Source organism: Sphingobacterium sp. NPDC055346 (assembly GCF_053645235.1).
Genome location: NZ_JBSHMI010000004.1, coordinates 107599 through 133590, shown reverse-complemented (window position 1 = coordinate 133590; position 25992 = coordinate 107599). Strand labels below are relative to the sequence as shown.

Sequence of the window (25992 nt, the reverse complement as noted above, 5' to 3'; positions counted from 1 at the left end):
CCTAAAAGTCAGAAGTCATGCAATGTAAAGAGCTTATACATCCATTTCAAAACGATCCAGGTGTCAGCCAAAGGCAGCGGGTTATGGATGATCTGTTGGGGGCGACTGCCCAAATCGATGCAAGGAGCTTAGCAGACTTGTTGGATTATTTTGAAAAACTCTCTAGACATATCAACTATTATGATGCTGACCTCAATGTATCGGATTGGCAATCCTTTTTTCAGAACAGTTTGCCTTTTACCATTACATCCATTTTAAAATATGATGCCGACACAATAAGGGAAAAGCTTGCTTTCTATAACTTGCTTTTTGAAAAATCACCTTCAAAATCCAGCCTTCAATTGATCGTAAACTATGTTTTTCGATCTATTATCTACAAAATCTATTTTTGGAACTCAAAGCTCGAAGGCTCCGATTTGCCTGTAATGTTGTCATTGGATAAAATCATAAAAGATAAACTAGCTGACAGCTTGAAGGTCTTTATAGTTCAGGTCAATTCAGCAGTTAAGTTTTTTGGGACCAAGCCGATAAACCTCATGTGTTTCCTGGAATCGGATGAATGGAATTTAGACTTAACAGATTTATATGCTGTAAAAACCACCCAATCCATACAGGATTCTGGAAAGAGTAAAAGATTGAGGATGATTGCCCTGAAGAATGAAATTCTTGCTATCGGCGAATCTTTTATTACCGTCATCGACTCACTTCATGCATCAGCTGAAACTAGCCTAGAGCCCAGTTTCCTTTCGTTAAATGATGAATTCAAAGAGAAATTGAGTCCACATTTGGCCTTATTGTTCTCTTTTTTGAGGCTTTTCAGATATCTGCAACAGGATTTAAATTCCTTTACGAAAAAACACCTTGATTTCTTTTATAAAGAAGTCTTGTTGCTGCGTGCAAAAACTGCCATTCCCGATCAAGTGCATCTGGTTTTTGAAATACAAAAGCATATTCAAAAGTATCTATTGAAGGAAGGGATCATAGTTAAGGATAGCAAGGATGCCAATAAGGTAGAGATCCAATTTGCTTTGGATGATCAGATTGTGGTCAATAAAGCCAATGTTGTCGAACAACGCACGCTTTTCCTCAATAACAAAGTGCATGCAAGCAACAGCTATTTGGAAGGTGTGTATATGTCCAGCAATGCTAAAATGGCTGATGGCGTTGAAAAACCATTTGAGGATATTCAAAATTCAAGCTGGCCAACCTTAGGTTCGGCACTCAGTAAATACGTAGATCCTGAAAGCAAGTTTTTGAAACCCTATCCAAATGCAAGGTTAGGTTTTGTTCTTGCCTCACCCGTTCTCTTTTTGAGTGAAGGCACTCGAAAAATTGAAATTAACTTGGCCTGTAAACTGCATCAGAATGTATGTGAAAATGAAAATGATGTCTCTGCATTTTATGAACGTGTACGGACAGTCATCAATGATAAATTCTACCCGATCAACCGTGATCTCATAGCGCAAGCTGTCAAAAAAGGGATCAGTAAGTCCCTTAAGGAAAAGCTTGAGGCGGTATTATGGAAAGACAGCCCAATTGGGAAGCAGATTTCCTGTTATTATCCATTAGAAGAGGCTTTATTTGAGAAAACCATTTCCGATTTAGAATATAGAGAACTTATTTCTTCAACAGAGGAAATTGCTGTTCTAAAAGATATTTTTAAACCGATCAAAGCATTCAATATCGCATTGACTGGAAAGAAAGGCTGGTTAGTTCCCGCCCAAGGGGTTGAAATAGCCATGTCTAACATTAGTGGTTCCAGTACTTTTGAAATCAACATTTCCTTGGCAATGAGTCCGGATCAAGAGGGAATAGTGAACTATGATGAGGAACTGTTCCAAGAAGGTTTTGATACCGCATTACCACTGATGAAAATCAACCTTGACGATCGGGTGAAAATAGAGCAAGATGTTAAGTGGACAAGTCGAGAATCCTGTTGCGAAAGAAAAGCTGAAGATGAAATCCAGTTAGTTTCCCTGTATCAATTTTTCCGGAGCGTTAAGATTTCCAATACAAAAGGTACTAAGATCAAGGTCAATGTATGTGGCCTTAAGAATTTTGTTGTTCAGAATAGCGAGAGTTTGCAGAACATCAATAGTCCGATCTATCCCTTTGGTACTCGCCCTGAGATTATTGATTTTGATATAAAGAATCCGCCAAACCTTAATAATCCGACCAACTTAAATTTGTTGGGTCCAGATTTCTTTATTGGAAGTCAAGAGGTATTTACCAAGAAATGGAACGAAATCCATATTAAGTTAGATTGGAAAGAAAAACCAACTGACTTCAGGGATTATTATAAAGGATATTTAAAAGAAGGTGGGCTATTTGGTCTTGATGAAAACAAGTTCTTGATCAATTTAGCCGTTTTAGAAAACGGCAAATGGATAAAGGAAAAATCACATGGCTCTCCTACAACTAAAGCAGTTACCATTCAAGGGGAAACATATAACGACAGGAAGCTATTTGAAAACAATAATAGTTCAACCTGCTCTGGAAGCACTGAGTTCGATCAGACAATTTTTTTGAGGAGTACCTTTTTTGAACTCAATCAGAAGTTTTCAAAAAACAGTTCCCCAATTGAACAATATGAAGTCGGGACCTCTGAAGGCTTTTTAAAGATTAACCTACAGGGGCAGGATTTCTGCCATAAGGTCTATTCCTATGTTCTAGCTAGGCAGATGATGGCATTGGGCAAACTCCCCGACAGCAAATTAGAAGATGCCATTTACTATGATGGTGCCGGCAACCTAATAGTTTTCAGCACCAATGATATTTTGGAGAGCATCGAAACTGCGAAAACCGTTTCCACAAGAGTGGAGGATGATGTCAATAATCCATCTGATGGTATTAAATCTAAAATGGGAGATATTGGTGCCGGTAAAATCAATGAGACCGAAGCCGATTCGATCCGTCGAACAGTTCTACCTCCAATATTTGGAGAGCTTTCCAATAAGAATTTAACAGGCGATGTTTCATTTCTGAAGAACCAGATCCTACAGATCCGAAATATCATCGACAATAATGATCTCTTTCAGGCAGTTATCCCGAATGAACCTTGGACACCAATCATCAAAAAGATGGAAATTGACTACTCTGCTACGGCAAGTATGGAGGATATAGAACTCATTCATCTCTATCCTTTTCCTGGTACCTATAAGCTCGAGCAGTTAGAACATCAACCCAGCTTATTGCCGACCTTTTGTGATGAAGGAAATTTATTTCTTGCTTTCAAGGATCTGGTACCAGGCAGCAATGTGAATATACTTTTTCAAATGGCGGAGGCAACTGCCGATTCCGAATCAGAAAGAGAACCGGTTTCATGGCATTATTTGGACAACAATGAATGGAAACCGCTAAGGAATGGATTTGAAGTGTTGGAAGATGATACCGATGGTCTGACCAGTTCTGGAATCATTAAGTTTTCCATTCCTGCCAATATCAGCAATGAAAACACAGTCCTTCCGAAAGGATTGCACTGGATAAAAGCTGGAATCGCCAAAAACAGCAAATCGGTCAGTGAAACCATTGGGCTATTTACCCAAGCCATTAAGGCAACCTTTACCAATGAAGCTTTGAATGACAAGTTAAGGTTGGATAAAGGTTTGCCAGCAGGTTCGATTTCAAAGATGAAGGATGCTGATGTCGCCATCAAATCTGTTTCTCAACCTTATGATTCTTTTGCTGGAAGGGTGCCTGAAGCCGAAGGGCATTTCTATATCCGGGTATCGGAGCTCTTAAAACATAAGGGTAGGGCAATTCAAAAATTTGATTACGAGCGATTGGTCTTGGAAGCATTTCCTCAATTATATAAAGTGAAATGTGTGAACCATAGTTTCGCCTTAGATGCGCATCACTATGTCAACGATATCCCGATGGCCCCTGGCTATATTATTATGGCGGTTATTCCTGATATGAATAAGTTGAAGGCTTCCCAATTGTTTGAACCTAGGGTTCCGGTAAGTCTACTTGAAAGTATCCAAGAATACCTACAGGAAAGAAGTTCTCCATTTGTCAAGGTTCGAATCATGAACCCAAGGTATGAAGGAGTCAACTTCTGTTTGAAGGTGAAACTGCTGAAAGGTATGGATGAATCTTTCTATAGAGAAAAATTGAAACAAGATCTGCGTGAATTTCTCGCTCCCTGGGCAATCGGTGAATTTGATAAACTGACCTTTGGCCAATGTATCTACGAATCTGATATCGTAGGTTTCTTGGAGTCTAGGGATTATCTCGATTATATCGTGGAATTATGGATGAAACACGCCGATGAAGCAGGCTCTGTATTGGGTTCTTTCAATAAGGTTGTCTGTCCGATCAGCCCAAGGTCCATCCTGATTGCTGGAAATATCGATGTCAAGATTGAACAGGCAGATTGTGAAAGATGGGCATCTCGCAAAGAGGCAGAACCATGCCGCAATCCGGCAATCCCAATTGAAAATTATTGTAATAAGAATAATGCATAGGTAAAATGCAAGATCATGGCAAGCCAAGGAGAAAATAAGAAAACGATAAACAAGGACAATGCTGGTTTTCCTGCCTACTTAGATTTTGAAAAACTAAGAACAGAGGGAATTGCATATCTTGGTAAACTCTCCGGAAAAATCTGGACAGATCATAATGTCCATGACCCTGGTATTACCATCCTGGAAGTACTTTGCTACTCGCTTCTTGATTTAGGCTATAGAACTAATTTACCAAGCATTGATTTGTTCAGCAGGGATCCTAAGGAAACCGGAGCTGATAATAATTTCTTTACTGCTGCTGAGATCCTGAGCTGTAATCCATTGACCATAATGGATTATAGAAAGTTCCTGATCGATATTGAAGGCGTAAAGAATGCTTGGTTAGAAGTCGCTACCGATCAAACTGACTTTTGTAGGCCAAGATATAATCAGCAGTCAACCAATTACCAAAACAATGATTGCGTTCAATATCTCAATGGGCTATACCATATTTTTATTGAGCCTGAAAAGGATGTGAATAAGGATTTTCCTGATGAATTAACAGCAAATGCTTATTTAGATGCATTGAATAAAACCGTCAAAGACAGATTGATGGCCCATAGAAACTTCTGTGAAGACTTTGTGGATATTACCATGCTTTGCAAGATAGATATTGGTGTCTGTGCTGTGATAGAATTGCAAAATGACGCAGATATCGAAAAATCTTATCAGGATGTCGTACAAAGGCTAAGGGATTTTATTTCACCTGTACCAAAATTCTACACCCTACAGGAACTCTTGGACCGTCAAAAAGATATAGAAGATATTTTTGCGGGTAGACCATATAATCCTGCGGAAAGCCATGGCTTCATCGATACAGAGGAGCTGTCAGCCTTAAAACTTAAAAAGGAAATCCATATTTCAGACCTGTATCAGGTAATTTTAGCCTCTGCGGGTGTGAAATCAGTAAATAAGCTAGCCCTAAGAAATTGCGAAACAGGACGGTTTAGTGATATAAATGCATGGAAATTTAATGTTCCCGAAAATCACATTACTAATTTTTCGGTAGCCTGTTCTGGTATTCAATTCACGAAAAACGGAATCCCGATTGATTTTGATAGTAAAAAATTTGATGGACTGTTTAATCTCAATTTCGCAAATTCAGGCAAAGTATTGTACCAGTTGCCATCGGCTTATTTAGACCATGCCATTCCATCTGGTACCTTCCATGAGAACTTAGATGAATATTTCCTGTTACAGGATGATTTTCCAAGGGTATATGGCATCGCCGAAGGTGGACTGCCAGATGATGTCTCAAACTTGAGGAAAGCACAGGCACTCCAGTTAAAGGGCTATTTACTGTTCTTTGACCAGCTATTGGCCGGCTATTTGGCCCAGCTGAAAAACATTCGAGCCTTATTTTCCATGAACTCGGCAGAGGATGGTCAACGAAGAACCTATTTTCTCAATCAATTGACCGAGAAACCAGAGCTGAGCAAATTACTTCGGTTTGCTGTCGGAACAGATCAGAATGAAGTTTTAGGAGCAGTTGGTGATAGCCTAATTCGCGTGATTAAAAAAAGTCAATTGGACCAATTGATCATTGACCATGCAACTGATATTCCAGCCTTGCAACAGTTCCAATATAGTTCATTGATCAAGCAACAGATAGCAATCAAACAGTTAATTGAGGATTTTAGCAACAATAGCTATGAATATGGCTTTGTCCATGATACTGAAGGAAAGATCTACTATTATCTCAATGGTACTTCAGATGATTTCGCTCTGATCAGTAAAATAAGCTTTCCTTCCATTTCTGCTGCAAATCTGCATCTCAGTTCAGTCGCCTATGTGGGTTCCTTTGAAGAAAATTATAGGAGTTTTATCATTGATGAAAACCATGTTTCCTTTGATATTGAATTAAACATGGCTTCTTTCAAGTCCTATCTTGCCTTGATACTGGAAGATGATAATCTGTATGCAGAACGCAGGAATACATTCTTAAACCATCTCTTAAGTCGATTTTCAGAAAGGTTTACGGATGATGTGCTCATGCAATTCAATCAGCAACCTAAACACTTGATTCAAGCCAAAGAGGATTTTCTCAGCCATTATGATGAGATCAGTTCCAATCGAGGCAAGGCTTACGATTACTTTAAAGATGAATGGAACAATGATAATATTTCTGGTTTTGAGAAGGAAGCCAAATATCTTGCAGGGATCACCAATAAGCAATTGCACAGCCTGTGTAACTTTGTTGTTGAACAGTTGGATGAATATTACCTCGTTGAATTAAGCATAGCAGAGGATACCTATTTCAAACTGTCAGAAAAGTTTGATTCTCCGAAGGAGGCTGAAGAAGCTGCACAGATGGTTTTCGATTCGCTTGCCCAACCAGAAAGGTTAAGGACAAAGTATATCCCTCACGAAAAGATGTACAGCATTGTGCTGCAATATGACGATCGTTCAAGTGTTCCATTCTACAAACAATATGCAACCTCTCAAGAGGCCGATGACGTAAGGACTAAACTGAATCGGATGTTTTCCAAACAACCTGTAGAAGATGTTTTTATCAGTAGTTATGCGCATAAGGTACAATTGCTGGACCATAACGGTAGTATTCTTAGGAACTATGTGGAAGCTTTTGATTCCGATGTCAGTGCCATGGAGGCTGCTCGAAAGAATATGAGCAAATTGAATGACAGCAATATCTGGTCTGAAGAAGATTCAAAACAACCTAAAATAACCCAGCTTACTTTCAATGATCTTGATAAGGATGATCCAAATTATTTGGACATCAAAGCCTTTAAGATCAATATCAGTAATACCATTGTTGGTAAACCCGATAAGTTTACCTACGATATTTTGGACCATGCCAATTCCTTTAAATTTTATGCGGCAAAAGATTTTTCAAGTAACAAAGAAGCGAAATCCAATGCATACTTAGTATTGAAACTTGCTGGAAATTCAAAAAACTACGCCTTTTACCGATCCGCCATTGAATCCAAATGGCAACTTCAAATTGTCTATCAAGAGCAGGTCGAAGCCATCTGTTATACAGAATTTGAAACCGAAGAGGAAGCTAGAGCACTACGTGATCTCATTATCAGCTCTTTTCAAAAGGCCACCTATAGGTTGTCCACAAATTCATTTCCAAAGGGATGGAAATTTAATTATGAATTAGGCTTTGACCAAGACTCCAATTATAAGTTCAGTAGTAGCAAGGAATATCCATATAAGGAAGAAGCTATTAAAGCTTCACATGCTTTCCAACAAGCTACCCCAACATTAAGGGTTGGTAAAAGTAAGAATGGAATTATCCTGACCCAACAAAACAGAAGCAGTAAATTGCCTACGGTCAATTTGGATACTCCGGAATTTCAGGAGGAAAGCATCAATCGAGCTTTAGATTCGCAGAAGAGCATTGCTCAATATGCCAATAGCAATAAATCCCAGAACTTTAGAACCTCCATAAGGAAAGAGTCTACAGAAAATTCTGCCCGATATATTTACCGGCTGGTGGATAAAGATCATGTCTTGGCCTATTATCAGCAACAATTTCTATCTAAGGAAGAAGCGGTTTTATCCAAAATGAAATTGTCCAGGTTGTTTAAGAGAAAACCAAACTATCTACAGTTATGTCTAGGGTCTGCGGTGGTAAGAGAAGTGTCAGGAGCAAATAAGCAAAAAACCAAGGCATATACCTATCAGGTTCGGGCTCATAATATCCTATACAAGTCTGCCGGACCTATCAATGAAGAGTTGGTGCTATTCGAAAGCTTTGATACCTTTTCTACCAAGGAACAGGCGCTTGAAGCTTTTGAAAATAACTATTTCCATATTTTGGAAGTAGCGGCGGTAGAGCAGAATTACGGAACTCTCATCAGTTTCGAAGAGAAAAGGAATACTAATACAGCCGCCCTGGTCTATATTCCTTTGGTAACTCAAGAAGAGATTAATGCATTTGGAGAAGGCAGCATTCCACAAATGCTGATGCAATTAGTGCGGGCCTATCCGATAAAAAGGAATGATGAACTGTACTATTTTGAGACTTTTCATTCTGCAAAGAATCCCCAAGGTTGGCATAGTGTCAAAGAATATCCCACTGCGGAGGCAGCTATGCAGGATTTTCTCTTTTTCTTGATGCTCTTAAAGTATGCAGGCAATTTATATGTTGACTGTGATTTTAATGATGATGGAAAAGGTGACTTCCGGATCTATATCCGCGAGGTATTGGCGGAAAGTACCCAACGCTTTTTCACTGAGGAAGAGGCATGGGGACTGGCAGGTGTCGAGAACCTGATCTGTGCCGTTCAATCCAATATCGGTTTCCGAAAATATCAGCGGAAGGAAGATTGCTGCTTTTCATTCTATATTAATTGCGGTGCAGACTTCTTGATCCACCCATGCACATACGATACGGCCAAAAAGAGAAATCAGGTTGTCCTTGATCTATATGATCAATTCAAACGCTTTCATGAAAGAAATGCCTATTCTATTTCTAATGAAGATAATGCTTTGATTTTTCACGATGAAGGAGGGAAACCTTTTGCAACCAAAAGGTTTGGAGCAAATGATAACCAAGAATATTGTGACCTTCTTTTTGATTATCTGGAGGAATTCCAGGCATTAGGAAATGAATATGTCATTGAAAAGGAATTTGTTTTTATAAAGGACAAAAATGGACAGGTAATACTCCAATCTTATAACCAAGGTTGGACTGTCGAATCATTTAAAGAGCAATTGGAACTTTTTCTCTGCTTTTTTCCTATTACCCGAAGCAAAAATCAAAATAATGAAGGCTATCAATATCAGATAGAAATAAAACTGCCTGGCTTTAATTCATGTAAAGAGGAGAATACTGTAAACTGTGGCTGTTCAGATCCAGTGGAGGAGGAGCCTACCTGTTATGTGGCTTGGAAAACTTCCTGCCCAATTGATAATTGCTATATGGCCATGCGGTTGTACAGCTTGACCAGCTATATGCTCAGCAATTTCGAAAATTATCAATCCATCCTGGATTGCAGCTGCAATTCATTTGGAATTGCAATGGATTTCAACCTTCCGGAATATAGGGAACAGTTTTCTATTAATGGAAGGCAGATTGCCTTTAATCCTCAGTGCTATGAAACTTCGCAAGAGATGTGCATGGCTGTCGATCGGGCAAAAGAACTCATTAATGCCGAAGGCTTACAGGTTGTCGAACATATATTGCTCAGACCTCGATGTGAAGAAGACTGTGAAATTCGACAAAGCCTATATTGTAATGAAACCTATTCCTATTGTGGCTTCACTTGGAAAGCTGACCAAGAAGATCCATGTTCCGATCAATCGGATATTTGCTTTGTCCCAGCGATAGATCCCTATTCCTTTATTGCAACCGTAGCTCTACCTGCATGGCCGAAAAGGTTCCGCTCTAAAACGGGAAGAATGCTAATGGAGGATATCTTATACCGTTTGGCACCAGCCCATGTAATGTTGAGGATATTGTGGCTAGCGCCTCATGATTATTGCTGTTTTGAATCAAAATACAAAAACTGGAGGAAATGGCTTGCCAAGAAAAAAACCTGTATAGAAAATTTCTCCAGCGATGATTTCTTGAATTTCCTATTCCATCGTAATTATGAAGATTTAGTGGATTGCGAAACTTGTAAACCATGTAATAGTCAAGTTGAAACCTATAATCCTTGCCTGTATCGTGAAGTTAACCAAGAAAACAGTTACAGCATGCAACAAAGTTTCTTAGACCAGGTAAATGCTTCATTTTGCTGGCGGGTTTCCTATCCTGGTGAATACCAATTCATCAGTTGCGATCAAAACAATCAACCCAATTATGATTACATCCGCAAGGTCCAGAAAGAGAATAAGGAAGAAGAAAAAACTATTGCTCCTGTATTAAATACGGTAAAGCGAGGTAATACTAAAGAATTGAATCTACTGAAAGAAAGACGCATGATGCACTATCGATCAGCAGTAGAACAAGTTGCTGAGAAACTCCAGAAAAACCTGGTTGTTCAAAGTGTCCAAAATTATTTGAGCGATCCTAATCTGGCCATAAACCAACTGGAAGCTGTCGTTACGCAAATCATTGAAAACAAAAAAACTACGGCAAAGAACTACGTGGTCCTGAATAAACCTCAGATGCACCGTGTCTTGGAATCCGTAGTCTGTTATGCCTTGGATCAGGTCAACCATAAGAAAAAGAACAAAACCGATCTTTCCCTACTCAATGCCGCTTTTGAAAGGTTGCGGAAAGCGAAAATTGATGTAGCTGCGATCTATAATCATTGGGATGGAACGGAATTAAAGAAATATCAACCCGCAATCAATGTACTTGAAATCAAGAATCTGCTATTAGGAAATAAGAAGTGAAATCATGCTGCATATCATCAGAAAACAGCGTATTGAGCTCCTATTATCACAAGGAGAAGCTAGTTTTAGCATTCAGCAAAAACTAAGTAATCAATATTGGGAGTTTTTTGTGCCTTTGATGGATGAAATCCTGTCGGGTTTATCCAACGATGATGAAGTGTTATCACTAGATTCCTTGACAATTGATCTGGGTATTATTAAGCTAATGGATTTAGATCATATTAAATCCAATGGGAGATTAGTAGAAAACATAAAACAGCAATTAGAAGAACAGATACTAAAAGAAAGAGCATTAAACCATCGAGTGAATATTCAGCATACCACTCTCTCGGACTTTCATAAATGGATTTCTTATTTGCGACAGGGCTATTTAGATTGGAATGTTGAATTTCCGATAGATGCTTGGCAAGAACATGTTCTAGAATCCCTTTCTAGTAAGATGGAAACCTTGAATCATTTCATACTGGAGGTAGAACGTAGTCCCAATTTCCGAATTCGATTAGTGAGGCAACATTCAGATAGCTTTTTGAATAGATTGATTAAAGTAATAGCTCCAAAACAGGAAAAATCATTGGATAAAATAGTAAAGGATTTTTTCGCTTTTGTATCCAAATACAAGGAAATAAATGCTGGAAACAAAATAGTTTGGCGAGAGAAGTTCTGGCTGGATTTGCTTCAGGTCGTTTCAAAAGAGTTCTTTAAATCAGACTCAGCTGAATTCAAAAATCGCATAGAGCAAATTAAAGTGGATTACAATTCCTTTGCCAATCCGGTGATTGATCAGGTACGTAGTTTTGAAGAATTTAAAGATATAACCGAGATTAAAGAAGCTATTTTTCAGGACCATGTAGGGTTGGTTTTATTACATCCCTTTTTAAACTCATTATTCAAACAATTGGGATTGGTCAAAGACAAAGACTTCATCTCTCTGGATGCTAAGGAAAAAGCTATCTACCTATTACATTTTGCAGCAACTGGAAAAGATCAACCTAAGGAATATGAATTGACAGTTCCAAAACTGCTATGCTCATATCCGATAAAAGCCGCAATTCCTACATCTATAGAAATGAGCAAGGATGAAAAGGAGGAAGTCATTGCTATGATGGAAGCCTGTATCGCCAATTGGGAGATATTGAAAAAGACTTCTGTTGATGGATTAAGGGAAGGCTTTTTACAGAGAAAAGGCAAAATAGAGCTGGGAATGGAAAAGATTACGATACAAGTGGAAAAAGGTCCTATCGATATGGTGCTGGATTACCTGCCATGGAATTTGAATATGATCAAGTTCCCATGGCTAAAACAGCTTATCCATGTAGAATGGAGGTGAATTTTAGAGGCTGAAGAACGAATTATTGAATGAATTTATAGTATAATATCATGTCAGAAAAACCGCTAGTGTTAAAATGGAATCAACTTATGCTGGAGGCCATCAAGTTGACCAAAACCTCTGCTCCATTGGCTGCGAGAGCATTGGCAATGATGCATACAGCAATGTACGATGCATGGTCTGTATATGATAACTGTGCCTATAGCACAAGTACAGCTAAATATATAAAAATCCCAAAATCAAATTGTGCCAAGGATAATATCCGTAAGTCCTTCAGTTATGCTGCTTACCGGATTCTGGTGAGCCTATTCTGGTTAAAATTGCCAGCTGAAGAAAAGGATATTTTCCGTGATTTTATGTGCCAGTTGGATTACGATCCTGACCATAAAACCCTGGACATTTCCAAGCCGGAAGGGATTGGCAACCTTATGGCAAAATTAACCATTGAACAGCGATATGGGGATGGAAGCAATCCTTATGGTAGCCTGCATATGCCAAGATTCTCTGACTATACAGGTTATAAACCTATCAATCCTCCCGAACACCTGAATAATCTCAGTTATTGGCAACCCCTTCAAAAAATTAAGGAAGGAGCCAAAATCAGGTTCCAACGATTCCATGTTCCACATTGGGGCTTGGTACAATCCTTTGCCCTTCCATTTAACTGGCAATTTAGACCTGACGCACCTTTTACGAAGGAACAACCTGAGTTCAAGCAACAAGCCCGGGAAATCTTGGATATCAATGCTGCATTGACGGATGAACAGAAAGTCATTGCTACTTACTGGGAAGATGCAAGAGGTACCTTTACGACTCCTGGGCATTGGTGTGAGATAGCGCAGTTCGTTGCCCAAAAGGAATTCTACAGGAACTCCCAATGCATCAAGCTTTTCTTTGTGCTCAGCAATGCGTTGTTGGATGCATCAATTGCTAGTTGGGAATGCAAACATCAATATCAATCTGTCAGACCTATTACGGCCATCAGGAACTTATTCAATGGCCTGCATGTACATGCTTGGGGAGGCAGTTGTAAAGGAACAGAGACGATTAAGGGGGATCAATGGAATCCTTATCTGAAAACGCCAGCGACTCCAGAATATATTTCTGCTCACAGTTGCTTTAGCCGCGCAGCTGCGGTTATCCTGAAGAACTTTACAGGGAATGATGCCTTTGGAGGCAGGACAACCATAAAAATGGGTTCTTCAAAAATTGAACCTGCGGTAACTCCATGTATGGATATCGTGCTGGAATGGCCGACCTATTCTTTCGCTGCTGAGCAAGCGGGACTTGCCTGTATCTATGGGGGAATTCATTTTCCCAAGGCTACTGCTGAGGGGCATAAGCTTGGTTTGAAAGTAGCCATGACCGTTTGGGAAAAAGCAAAAGTCTATTTCAATGAAAAGTAAAAAGGCAAATACAGATCTAAGCATTAGCTTTCTTGATATCAACGCCCCGGCAGAACTCAAATTCCTAGAGCAGTTGATCTTGTACCGTTTGAGCAATTGGTTCCCCGGTGAAACTGAATTTGAAAAGCCTAAACCCCTTTATAGGACCTGGTCCAAAAAGCTGCAAGAATTTATCAAGCATCATCAACTCAATGAACAAGAAGCTTGTTTATTACTGATTGGGATGGCTCCTCATATGCAAGCCGACCTCTTTGATAATGCCATAAACTTTAAACTGCAGCGCTCGGGAGATTTTCAAAAAATAGGTGGGGTAAGGGGAAAGGATTTTAGAGGATTTATCCCTACGGGTGAAACTGCTGTCTTTCTTTTAGGCGATGATGATTTTGATAAAAAGACCGCAATCCATAAGCTGTTTTGGGCTGACCATATTTTTGACAGTAAAAAAATCCTATGGTTAGATGATGTTCCGGCAGGAGAGCCTGAGATGAGTGGAAAGATCTTGATTTCCAAAGAATACCTCGATGCATTTATCTATGGCGAGTCTACCCAGCCTAAGTTCAGTGTTAATTTTCCAGCTAAATTAATCCGTACCAAATTGGAATGGAAAGATTTAGTCATCAATGATGAGCTCCAAGAGCAGATCCAGGAATTGAAGAGCTGGTTAAAATATAACAGCATCCTGATCAACGAATGGGGAATGGGGGGTAGGATAAACAATGGTTATAAAGCCCTGCTATACGGTCCTTCAGGGACCGGTAAAACGCTTACCGTTGGGTTATTGGGCAAAGAAGTCGGGAAGGATGTCTATAAAATCGATCTCTCGATGGTGATGTCGAAATATATTGGGGAGACCGAAAAAAATCTGGAACAGATATTTGCAAAGGCCGAGGACAAAGGTTGGATCCTGTTTTTTGATGAGGCGGATTCCTTATTTGGAAAAAGGACCAATGTTCGGGATGCCCATGATAAATATGCCAATCAAGAGGTTTCTTACCTGCTACAACGTATTGAGGAGTATAATGGCATGGTAATCCTTGCTACCAATATGAAAAATAATATTGATGATGCCTTTATGCGCAGGTTCAATGCCATTTTGAAATTCACTGTTCCCGACGCGGCAGACCGCGCCAAAATATGGAAATTGAGTTTTCCAGAAGAGGCCTTGTTCTTTAATGACAAGAACGAAAAGGTAGATATTCCGGAACTTGTGAAAAACTATGTTGTATCGGGAGGCTCTATCGTCAATGCGGTACACTATTCCTGTATCAAAGCCATAGAAAAATCTACTCCCGAAAAAGATCAAAAATCCATATATCTCTCCGATGTATTGGACGGAATCCGTAAAGAATTATTGAAAGAAGGCAAACCTTTCCATTAACAGCTACTCTGAATATGGGGCAATATTAACTTCATGCCCCTCAGAACCCTGAAATATTTATTTTTAAAATCCCTCTCTTATTCGCCTAGGTATTACTATTTTAGGGATAGCAATTACCTTAGGCTTTCGCTATGAAAGCTTCCTAACCTTCAATATAAACTAAATGGTATTTACAATCGTACTTCTTAGCCTATTGTTGCTAATCATTTTCATTACCTATTTTAAAATCAACACTTTTTTGGCCTTCCTGATCGTTTCGATCTTAGCCGCTATCGTCCTGGGAATTCCATTGGCAAAGATTCCGGGAACTGTTGAAAAGGGGATAGGATCTATCATGGGCGGGCTTACCCTGATCATTGTATTAGGTGCCATGCTCGGAAAGTTGATCGCCCATAGTGGCGCAGCAGAAAATATTGCAACCGTTATGGTTCGCCTGTTTGGGGTCAAGCATCTGCAATGGGGAATGGCCTTTACAGGTTTTATTGTCGGTATTCCTTTGTTCTATGGCGTAGGCTTTGTGCTTTTGGTTCCCCTAATTTTTTCAATAGTCTATAAATACAAATTACCATTGGTCTACATCGGTCTGCCGATGTTGGCAGCTTTGTCGGTAACCCATGGATTTATTCCTCCGCATCCCTCTCCAGTAGCCTTGGTGGTCCTGTTCAATGCCAATATGGGATTGACATTGATCTATGGATTGCTCATTGCTATACCTGCCATAATTATTGGCGGTCCTTTGTTCAGCAAAACCCTCAAGAATATCAAGGCTGGTAAATCTGAAATCTTTCAACCGGTAGATCCAAAACCAGAGGACGAGGACTATCCTAAACCTGGGGCTTTCAATAGCTTCTTTACCGCTTTATTGCCGGTGGTCATGATTGTTCTCTTTACCGTTTTACCATATGTAGTACCAAAAGAATCTACCTTCATGCATGAAATCATTGCATTTTTAGGCTCGGCAAATATCGTTATGCTCATTGCCGTTATCTACGCTATGTTTTCTTTAGGGATCTTTCAGGGCAGACCCATCAAAGACGTAATGTCGGTGTATGCAGATGCGGTCAAGGACATTGCGATGATCCTCTTGATAATTGCTGGTTCTGGGGTGTTCAAAGAGGTAATGGAGGCCAGTGGTGTCAGCTTAAAATTGGCTGAGGCCCTTCAAGGCTTACCCATCCATCCATTAATCTTAGCATGGATCATTACGGCCATAATCCGTGGATGCATAGGCTCGGCAACAGTTGCAGCACTCACTGCGGCAAGTGTGCTATTGCCTTTGTTGCAGGCTACTGATATCAATCCAAACCTGATGGTCCTTTCGATCGGTGCGGGAAGTCTCATGTTTTCACATGTAAATGACTCCGGATTTTGGATGTTTAAAGAATATTTAGGAATATCGGTAAAAGATACCTTTCGATCATGGTCCATGATGGAGGCTATTGTCTCCACGGTTGGTCTGATTGGTGTAATGATCTTATCTTTATTTATATAAAAATTACTAATCAAAAAATAATAAATCATGTGGAATGCAGATGAACAATTTGAAAAATTAGGTTTAACATTACCTCCAGCACCAAAGCCACTTGGGGTGTACAAACCATGTTTGGTCGATGGAAAATATCTTTACTTATCTGGTCATGGTACGGTTCAAAATGACGGAACCTTGATCATCGGGCGCGTTGGTGAAGATATGGACATGGAAGCTGGTAAGGTAGCTGCTAGACAGGTCGGTCTGGCTATGCTGGCTACGATAAAAGCCAATTTAGGTTCGCTGAATAAAGTAAAACGCGTTATCAAAGTTTTAGGAATGGTCAATGCCACGCCTGATTTTGAAAGACATCCCTATGTAATCAATGGTTGTAGTGAATTGTTTGCTTCGGTTTGGGGCGAGGAAAATGGTATTGGAGTGCGATCAGCTGTCGGCTTTGGCTCGCTGCCAGACAATATCCCGGTGGAGATTGAAGCAATGTTTGAATTACATGAAGGCTAATCATGGAAAAGTGGTTTGAAGTAAAAAATTCAGATTGTATCGCTTCCCCTGCTCTTTTACTGTATCCTGATCGGGTAACCCGTAATATTCGCTTGCTCAAAAGAATGGTCGCCAATGATACGTCAAGGTTGCGCCCTCATGCAAAGACCCATAAAATGCTTGAAGTGAGCAAGATGATGATTGAGGAAGGTATTGAGCAGTTTAAATGTTCTACCATTGCTGAAGCGGAAATGCTGGCATTGAGTAATGCTAAGGATGTCCTTTTGGCCTATCAGCCCGTGGGACCAAATATCTCACGGTTTCTGAAATTGATCCAAGAGTATCCGAACACCCATTTTTCCTGTTTATTGGATAACGTAGAATCTATTAAAATAGTCAATTTTCAGGCAAAAGCGCAGGGAATAAAAACCAGCTTCTACCTGGATCTTGATGTAGGCATGGGTAGGACTGGTGCTTCCATAAAAGACATTGAAAAGCTCTGGAACTGCATTGCCGAACAAGACAGCTTGCTTTTGGAGGGCATACATGGCTATGATGGGCAGATTAACAATGTTGATGCTTCCATACGTGAAAAGGAGGCAGATTCAGGGTATGATTTACTCAAGCTTGCATTTGATTATTTTCAGGAAAAATGTACTTATCCATTAAAAATAGTAGTGGGCGGTTCGCCTTCGTTTACACGGCATGCTGAACGTCCTAATGTGGCCTGTAGCCCTGGAACCTTTGTGTTTTGGGATTGGGGTTACTCCCAGAAAATACCCGAACAGGCTTTTGAAGTCGCCGCAGTACTTTTGACCCGAGTGATATCCGTGATCAATGAGCATCGCATATGTATAGACTTAGGTTACAAGGCTGTCGCTTCGGAATCTCCATTGCCAAGGGTTAAGTTTTTGAATGCCGATGATGCAGTTCCGATATTACAGAGTGAGGAACATATGGTGCTCAACGTCAATGATAGCAATGAGTATCCAGTAGGTACGGAACTCTATGCCATTCCTTTGCATATCTGCCCAACCGTGGCCTTATATGATAAAGTCTCGGTCATCGCAGACCATCAAAAGGTTAAGAATTGGCAAGTTGTTGCGAGGAATAGAATGTTAAATATTTAAGGATATTATGGAAGTACAGCCTTTTTTGATCGATGGTCACCTTGATCTAAGCATGAATGCCATGGAATGGAATCGAGATCTCCGGATCCCCATTTCAGAGTTGAACCGGAGGGAAGAGGGCATGGTCGATAAACCAGATCGCGGCAAAGCGACCGTCACTTTCGATGAACTTCGAAAAGGGAACATAGGTCTGGTCGTTGCCACCCAGATTGCAAGGTATGTAGAGCACGGAAGTGTTCTTCCAGGTTGGTTATCTCCCGAACAGGCATGGGCACAAACTCAAGGGCAATTAGCTTGGTACAAAGCGATGGAAGAGGATGGGCAGCTAAAAATGATCCGGACAAAAGCGGAACTAGATGCCCATGTCGCGCATTGGAATGATAATATTGGAGATGTGAAAAAAGCCATCGGATATATCCTTAGCTTGGAAGGTGCTGATTCCATCGTTAACCTGTCAAATCTTGAAAAGGCATATGATTATGGCCTTCGTGCACTTGGTCCCGCCCATTATGGACCAGGTCGGTATGCCAATGGTACGGATTCCAGTGGAAAGTTAAATCAGGATGGAATTGCCTTGCTCCAGGAAATGGACAACCTCCATATGATCCTTGATGCAACCCATCTCAATGACGATGCATTTTGGGATGCTTTAGATCGATATAAAGGGCCTATATGGGCCAGTCACAACAACTGCCGGACATTTGTTGATCATAACCGTCAATTTTCTGATGATATGATCAAGGCTCTGGTTGACAGAAATGCTGTTATTGGCGTTGCACTGGATGCTTGGATGATGGTCCCAAATTGGGTACGGGGGACATCTACTCCAAAAGAAACAGGTTGCAATATGGAGATCATGGCCAACAATATCGACCATATCTGTCAGATTGCCGGCAATACCAACCATGTAGCAGTAGGCAGTGATTTGGATGGCGCATTTGGAAGAGAACAATGTCCCTATGATCTGGAAACCATTGCCGATATCCAAAAAGTATTCCCGATCCTAAGAAATAGAGGCTATGCGAAGGAAGATATACAGAAGATTGCAAACGGCAATTGGTTGAGGTTTATGAGGGGGAGTTTGAACCAAGATTAAAGGAATTAGAGGATGGATCAAGAACTGGGAATGAACGAGGATGGGGTTCGACTTTGCTCACCACGAGGATTGGAGGATTGGCCAAGATTATTGTTTTTCCCTCCCAGTTATTAGTTTTCAAGGTTGATAGAGACAAATTGGATGGGCCAGACGGTTTAAACGAAAATACGTTACTATAAATGGGTAATTTACGACAATCTGCCCTAGAATGGCTGAAATATTTTAGAAAGGTATTGAACAATATAAGGTAGCGAAAAAAAGGTATTCGATTAATCGAATGCCTTTTTTTGTTAATTCTAGGTAACTTATCGTAACAGGGACTTTCTTGCAAAAAAAATAATCCAAATCTTGATCCATCCTCTCATCCTTTCCATCCTGGTTCAAACTAAAAATTTTAATAAACCCCTAGCATTTTCATTTTTTGACCTCCATTTTTCCTTAAATTTTCATCCTATCTGTTTTATCGATTTTAGTCTGACCTGACTTTGACCTTATTCGAGACATATTCCGAATTTTCCGAATATGGGTCGAATGAATCTCGAATTTGTCCCGATTGCACAACTCAAATTTTTATTGATTTTCAGGTTCATGTTATACATAATAAATTGTGTAACAAAATTGTTATTAACGTAGGGTTAATATTAGTAAATGCCTAAAATAATGGTTTTAGCACAGTAAAAATCGGGTTATGTGTTTTTATTGATTTAATTTTTTAATGAAAATCCCTGAATTCGTTAAAAATTTACGCAAACGATTGCTGTTTTTTTTCCTCTAATTAACTCTTATCATTACCCCAATAATCAATTTTACTAACCGCTAACTATGAACATGAAAAAGGGTCAACCTATTAAAAAACCTATGTCCAATGTTTTTAAGCTTGTCCCAAAATGGGGTCAGGTTTCCGTAGCAACCTTATTGATTTCATCGATGTGTCCAATTGATGTTTTAGGTGCCACAAACATTTCGGAATTATTTCCAGCCGTAACCATGATCGATCAACAGCAGACCGTTTACACAGGAACGGTGAAGGATGCCAATGGTAATCTTTTGCAGGGGGTAACCATCTCCGTAAAGGGACAGACCAAGGCGCTGACTTCTACCGATGCCAATGGTAGGTTCGTTGCTGAAGTACCATCAGATGGTACCCTTGTTTTCAAATTGGTAGGCTTTGAATTCCTAGAAGTGCCGCTGACAGAAAATGAAAAGGACATTACAGTAACTTTAAATGAGGATCTGGCAGGAATCGATGAAGTTGTTGTTGTCGGATTCGGTACGCAGAAGAAAGAAAGTAATGTGGGCTCGCAGGCGACAATCAAGCGAGAAGAGCTCAAGGTTCCAGTTGCTAACTTAACGACAGCTATTGCAGGTCGTTTAGCTGGGGTTGTTGCGACGCAACGCAGTGGAGGTCCTGGTTCTGGTGGTGCAAACCTGTTTGTTCGCGGGGTATCTACTTTCGCAAGTTCACCTCAGTCACCATTATTGATCGTCGACGGAGTACCAGATCGTGATATCAACAATATCGATCCAGAGGACATCGAAAGCTTCACCATCCTGAAGGATGCAACCGCCACTGCCGTTTACGGTACGAGAGGTGCGAATGGGGTTATTATCATCAATACCCGTAAAGGTAAGGCTGGTAAACCTTCCATTTCTGCCGAACTGCAACAGGGTATCACAGGATTTACGTACCTGCCTGATTTCGTAGATGGACCGACCTTTATGGAATTGTTCAACGAAGGTTTGACTATGCGTGGTAAACAACCTTTCTACACACCTGAAAGAATAGAATTGCACAGAACTGGTGCCGATCCGGATCTATATCCAAATGTGGATTGGTATGATGTGCTTTTTAAGAACAATGCAACCAATAACAGGGCAAACGTTAATATTACCGGTGGTGCAGATATCGCCCAATATTATTTGTCTTTAGGCTATTACAACGAAACCGGTCAGTTCAGGACTGAAGATATCGACACCTACAATTCAGCATTGAAAGAGGATCGATTTAATTTTACCAGTAATTTGACCGTCAATGTAACCCCAAATACCAAGATTGATTTTGGTATCAATGGTTTCTTGAAAAACTATAATGAACCGGCAAGGGGTAGGGACTATATTTTCGCTTTGGCGACTCAGACCTCACCACATGTAATTCCAGTTCAATATTCGGATGGCTCATGGCCATTTGTGAAGGGTGCAACAGAAAACCCATTTAAGGCTTTGACCCAATCGGGTATCAATAACAGATATGATAACGTGGTTCGTTCCAACCTGAGATTGACCCAGCAATTAGGGTTTGTAACTGAAGGTTTGAGTGCTAATGGATTATTCGCATTTGATGCAACGGTTCAATCCGTTCTTTCTAGGGTGAGAAACCTGCCATCTTATTTTGCTGAAGGTAGAGATGATGAAGGCAATCTGATCTTGAACTTGACGGATGCAGGATCTCCAGACCTAAACTTTGGATTGGGAAGATCATCAACCCGCCGTCTATATGCAGAAGCTTCTTTGAACTATAACCGTGCATTTGGAGACCATGAAGTTGGCGGTTTATTGTTGTTCAACCAAACCGATTTCTCCGATGCAGCTTCCAATGTAGGTTCTTATCAAGCGGCAATTCCTTACAGAAATAGAGCATTGGTGGGAAGAGCAACTTATGCTTACAACAGAAAATACCTATTTGAATCCAACTTCTCTTATTCCGGATCTGACAACTTTACGCCAAACAACCGTTTTGGTCTGTTCTCTTCCGTAGGTTTAGGCTGGGTGATCTCGAATGAGGAATTCTTTGAACCATTTAAAGAACATATTGATCATTTGAAATTACGCTATTCCTATGGTTCTTCAGGAAACTCAAATACCGGAAACCGTTTCTTGTACCTAACAAGATTTTCGCAAGATGGTGGTTCCTATAATTTCGGTATTCCAGGATCTCAAAGAGGTTTTACAGGTTATGTAGAATCCTTGATGCGTGGTGATGTAACTTGGGAAACTTCCTACAGACATAATATCGGTTTCGAGATCAATCTGTTCAATAGCGAATTGCAATTCATTGCTGAGTTATTTAAGGAAGATAGAGAAGGTATCTTGATGCAAGGATTGGATATTCCTTATGTATCGGGATTTAATTCTGGAAACGTTCCATATAAAAATATCGGTGAAACAGCCAATAAGGGTATCGACTTGACCTTGGAGTACAACAAGCAAATGACCAATGGTTTCTTTATGGCAAGAGGTACGATGAACTACAACTCTAACCGTGCTGTGAAAGATAACTTACCACCATGGGCATTCCCATACCTTAACAGAGAAGGTCACCGTATCTCTCAACGTTTCGGATACATTGATCAAGGTTTGTTCAAGACTGATGAGGAAATTGCAAACTCAGCATCTCAAGCTGGTGATGTACGCGTAGGTGATATCAGATACAAGGATTTAAATGGAGATGGTATCATTAACTCCAATGACCAAACTGCCATTGGATATGGCTCAACACCATTGTTGACTTATGGTATTACCTTAGGTGGAGGATTTAAAGGATTTGATATGAGTTTATTCTTCCAGGGTTCAGGTTTGGTGGATCTTAACTATGCAAGTGGTTTCGCAGTGACCCCGTTCTCGCAAGGTGCGACTTACGGAAACATGTACACCAATCTATTGGATCGTTGGGATCCAAATAACCCAGATAAAGAAACTTTATACCCAAGGTTGTCAACCAACGAAACCGTTACGACCAACTACTATGGAAGTACATATTGGTTGCACCGTTCGGATTTCATTCGCTTGAAGCAAGCCGAATTTGGTTACAACTTTACAGACAGATCATGGTTGGATAAAATTGGTGTTTCTAAGTTCCGGATCTATCTGAATGGAACCAATTTGTTCACAATTTCAAACTGGGATTTCTGGGATCCAGAAATGGGAGATGGTAGAGGAGCAGCTTATCCTATCACACGAGTTTACAATATGGGGATAAGACTAAATTTTAAATAAGAACAGCAATGAAAATCAATTATAAAAATATTACGTGCATGTTGTTGCTTGCAGCAACGACGATGTCCATGAACAGTTGCAACGATAAGTTCTTCGATGCACAACCGGACAACCTATTGAATATTGAAACCATTTTTTCCAACCGTAGGCAGACAGAAAACTATTGGGGAGGTTTGTATTCTCCAATCCAAGATGTTTGGGATCAGCCATATAGTTACTTTTGGTCAGCGATCACCGACGAAATGGATGTATCCAATTGGCAGGAATTCCCAGCGAATTCAGGGGCATTATCAGCGGATAATGTAAATACCATGTATGTCAATTATTACAATAAGATCAGACAGGCTCAGATTTTCATTGATAATGTTGATCGCTGTACAGAACTATTGACAGCAGAGAATGGTGCTACATTGGTGAAAGAATACAAAGCAGAGGCGAAATTCTTAAGAGCTTTTTATTACTGGTCGGTCATGAAGATGCATGGTCCAGCGGTAATCCTTCCTTTGATCAGTGAAGAGGCTGCGGGAGATAATTACCAGATTCCTAGAAGTTCTTGGGATGAGTCGGTTGCCTTTGTTATTGCACAGATAGATGAGTCGATCAAAGACCTTCCGGTTGAACATTTCCAAGCGGGAACGACAACAGCTGATGGTACACAATTAGGTCGAATCAATAAAATGGTCGCCGAAGCTGTAAAATCTGAAATTCTATTGTTCCATGCTAGTCCTTTGTACAATGGTAACACGGCTATGGCCAATTGGAGAAACTTAGATGGTAAGCAATTGATCAATCCAACATATGATGCTTCACGCTGGCAAAAAGCTGCTACCCAAGCAAAAGCGGCAATCGATTTAGCCGAAGCAAATGGTAAGGCCTTATTTGTAAAAACGGGTGCCAACGATTTTGAAACAGCCTTTCTTTCCACTAGAGATGTATTCTGGGACGGATACCAAAAAGAAGGTATCTGGTTAAGACCAGCGACCAACCGTTACCAATGGGAAATCCATGCCTCACCTAGAGCGATCTCGGGTACAGCATACAATGGATTGGCAGTTGTTCAAGAGTTGGTGGATGATTTCAGGATGCAAAATGGACAAACGATCCAACAAAGCAATACTTACAATGAAAACACCTATTCAAGTGTAGAGACAAGATACTATGCAGAAGGAACCAACAAAATGTATATGGACCGTGAACCAAGATTCTATTCCTATATCACATTTAATGGATCATTGATTCCGGGAGCTCCAAAAACAGGGATGAAATGGGTAGAGTTTTTCGCAACAGGTAATTCAGGTAAAAATGGTGCCCCTAGGGATTGGCCTAAAACAGGTTATACCGCTAGAAAGAATGTTCACCCCTCATTTTCTGTGGACCCATCGAATGCCACTAACCGTGCAGCCATGTTGATCAGGTTATCGGAGCTATATCTAAACTATGCTGAGGCATTGAATGAAGCACAACCTAACCATCCAGATGTATTGGTTTACTTGAATAAAGTTAGAACTAGAGGCGGACTTCCTGCTTTGACTTCAGGTTTATCACAAGCGAGAGTAAGACAAGAGATCCGTACTGAGCGTAGAGTGGAGTTATGTTTTGAAGGAAAGCGCTTTTTTGATGTAAGAAGATGGAAAGTTGCTGACCAAGAAGGTTATAGACAAGGGGGTAATTATGAAGGAATGGATATGACCAAAGGTACGGCTATCAATAGTCCTGATTTCTATAAACGTGTGCCAGCAGTATTGAGAGCACCATGGGAGGACAAAAATTACTTTATGCCTTGGCATCAAATGGAAATTGACCGTAATAAACAATTGGTACAGATTCCAGGCTATTAATCATGAATTTTATGAAAAAGAATAATAAATCATTTATTGCAATCTGTATAGGGTTATTGGCCATGGTTTCCTGTAAGGAAGACATCCCAACCTATGAAGAATTGAACGATACCCGAGAAGAAGCGAAGTTAAATGTACAGAAGGCTTCTGATGGTAGACAAGACCTTGTGCTTTTTCCGCAGGTCGATGAAAGAAAAGACCAGTTTAGGGTTAATTATGGTGGCGTAGGTTTACCGGCTGAAGATCTGCGTGTAAGCTTTGCCCAAGACCAAAAAGCATTGGATAGTGTCAATAAGATCCGTGAAATCAATGGACAGGAGTTACTATTGCCATTTCCGGCAGGAAGTTTCAATATCGATAGGGAGTCTGTCGTGATCCCTAAGGGGAAGACCAGCTCTGAATATCTGACATTGACCTATAATCCTAAGAAGTTTGATCTGAGCAAGGAATATATGTTGGCTCTAACGGCTTCGAATGATCAAGGATATTCCTTTTTCCCTACTGGGAAAACCATTCTCTATTATGCAGCGGTAGTGGAGAAGGTTCTTCCAAAAGCAAAATGGGAGGCTAAGGCAGATTCTGAGGAGCTGACTGGAGAGGGAGAATCAAATGGTAAGGTAAAATTTGTGATTGATAACAGTATCAATACGTTCTGGCATACGCAATGGCAGGGTGGTCAACCAAAATTCCCGCATTGGGTAGAGGTTGATTTCAAGGAAGATCTATATGTTACTCAGATTGGTTTGACCAGGAGGCAGAATGATACCAATGGCTTTAAAACCTTTGATATTTTAGGTAGCACCGATGGAACCACTTGGAAAACCCTAGCTGCTGATCAAGTTATGGAAAGGACAGAAATCGAGATGCAGAAATTTGCAGTTCCAGCTCAATACCTGAAAAAGATCAAGATCAATATTAAGGACAATTTCAACAATCAGGCTTCCACTCATCTTGCTGAAATTGATGTGATTGGGTATTAAGAAAAGCGTTAGTTAAGTTTAGATAATTATTAGATTAATTAGGTTATGGTCGTTTAGC

At 40.2% G+C, this 25992-nt stretch carries 12 protein-coding genes; all 12 read left to right on the top strand.

Going from position 1 to position 25992, the window contains the following annotated elements; all coding sequences use genetic code 11:
• The first annotated feature begins 17 nt into the window (after positions 1-17).
• Complete coding sequence (locus ACWICE_RS09575) at positions 18-4466, top strand: hypothetical protein (protein ID WP_454298219.1); 4449 nt, start codon at positions 18-20, stop codon at positions 4464-4466.
• A 15-nt stretch (positions 4467-4481) separates the two neighbouring features.
• Positions 4482-10817, top strand: a complete 6336-nt coding sequence (locus tag ACWICE_RS09570) for a hypothetical protein (protein ID WP_454298218.1) — start codon at positions 4482-4484, stop codon at positions 10815-10817.
• A 4-nt stretch (positions 10818-10821) separates the two neighbouring features.
• Positions 10822-12144: a contractile injection system tape measure protein gene (locus tag ACWICE_RS09565; protein WP_454298217.1), complete on the top strand. Its 1323-nt coding sequence runs from the start codon at positions 10822-10824 to the stop codon at positions 12142-12144.
• A 50-nt stretch (positions 12145-12194) separates the two neighbouring features.
• Complete coding sequence (locus ACWICE_RS09560) at positions 12195-13550, top strand: DUF6851 domain-containing protein (RefSeq protein ID WP_454298216.1); 1356 nt, start codon at positions 12195-12197, stop codon at positions 13548-13550.
• Positions 13540-14928, top strand: a complete 1389-nt coding sequence (locus ACWICE_RS09555; RefSeq protein WP_454298215.1) for an ATP-binding protein — start codon at positions 13540-13542, stop codon at positions 14926-14928. The genes ACWICE_RS09560 and ACWICE_RS09555 overlap by 11 nt, the downstream gene beginning before the upstream one ends.
• A 163-nt stretch (positions 14929-15091) precedes the next feature.
• Complete coding sequence (locus tag ACWICE_RS09550) at positions 15092-16420, top strand: gluconate:H+ symporter (protein ID WP_454298214.1); 1329 nt, start codon at positions 15092-15094, stop codon at positions 16418-16420.
• Positions 16421-16447: 27 nt separating this feature from the next.
• Positions 16448-16918, top strand: a complete 471-nt coding sequence (locus tag ACWICE_RS09545; RefSeq protein ID WP_185212326.1) for a RidA family protein — start codon at positions 16448-16450, stop codon at positions 16916-16918.
• Between the two features lie 2 nt (positions 16919-16920).
• Positions 16921-18027 (top strand): D-TA family PLP-dependent enzyme, encoded by a 1107-nt coding sequence (locus ACWICE_RS09540; protein WP_454298213.1) that lies wholly within the window; start codon positions 16921-16923, stop codon positions 18025-18027.
• Between the two features lie 7 nt (positions 18028-18034).
• Positions 18035-19123, top strand: coding sequence for a dipeptidase (locus ACWICE_RS09535; protein WP_454298212.1), 1089 nt, complete (start codon positions 18035-18037; stop codon positions 19121-19123).
• 822 nt (positions 19124-19945) lie between these two features.
• On the top strand, positions 19946-23116 hold the full coding sequence (locus ACWICE_RS09530) for a SusC/RagA family TonB-linked outer membrane protein (RefSeq protein ID WP_454298211.1): 3171 nt from the start codon (positions 19946-19948) through the stop codon (positions 23114-23116).
• An 8-nt stretch (positions 23117-23124) separates the two neighbouring features.
• Positions 23125-24954, top strand: coding sequence for a RagB/SusD family nutrient uptake outer membrane protein (locus ACWICE_RS09525; protein WP_454298210.1), 1830 nt, complete (start codon positions 23125-23127; stop codon positions 24952-24954).
• Positions 24955-24965: 11 nt separating this feature from the next.
• Entirely contained in the window at positions 24966-25934 is a 969-nt protein-coding gene (locus tag ACWICE_RS09520) for a discoidin domain-containing protein (RefSeq protein WP_454298209.1), read from the top strand.
• Positions 25935-25992: the final 58 nt, after the last annotated feature.

Coding starts and splice junctions, on each gene's coding strand:
- ACWICE_RS09575 (WP_454298219.1), top strand. CDS start 18: ATGCAATGTAAAGAGCTTATACATCCATTTCAAAACGATCCAGGTGTC.
- ACWICE_RS09570 (WP_454298218.1), top strand. CDS start 4,482: ATGGCAAGCCAAGGAGAAAATAAGAAAACGATAAACAAGGACAATGCT.
- ACWICE_RS09555 (WP_454298215.1), top strand. CDS start 13,540: ATGAAAAGTAAAAAGGCAAATACAGATCTAAGCATTAGCTTTCTTGAT.
- ACWICE_RS09560 (WP_454298216.1), top strand. CDS start 12,195: ATGTCAGAAAAACCGCTAGTGTTAAAATGGAATCAACTTATGCTGGAG.
- ACWICE_RS09545 (WP_185212326.1), top strand. CDS start 16,448: ATGTGGAATGCAGATGAACAATTTGAAAAATTAGGTTTAACATTACCT.
- ACWICE_RS09530 (WP_454298211.1), top strand. CDS start 19,946: ATGAACATGAAAAAGGGTCAACCTATTAAAAAACCTATGTCCAATGTT.
- ACWICE_RS09550 (WP_454298214.1), top strand. CDS start 15,092: ATGGTATTTACAATCGTACTTCTTAGCCTATTGTTGCTAATCATTTTC.
- ACWICE_RS09520 (WP_454298209.1), top strand. CDS start 24,966: ATGAAAAAGAATAATAAATCATTTATTGCAATCTGTATAGGGTTATTG.
- ACWICE_RS09535 (WP_454298212.1), top strand. CDS start 18,035: ATGGAAGTACAGCCTTTTTTGATCGATGGTCACCTTGATCTAAGCATG.
- ACWICE_RS09525 (WP_454298210.1), top strand. CDS start 23,125: ATGAAAATCAATTATAAAAATATTACGTGCATGTTGTTGCTTGCAGCA.
- ACWICE_RS09565 (WP_454298217.1), top strand. CDS start 10,822: ATGCTGCATATCATCAGAAAACAGCGTATTGAGCTCCTATTATCACAA.
- ACWICE_RS09540 (WP_454298213.1), top strand. CDS start 16,921: ATGGAAAAGTGGTTTGAAGTAAAAAATTCAGATTGTATCGCTTCCCCT.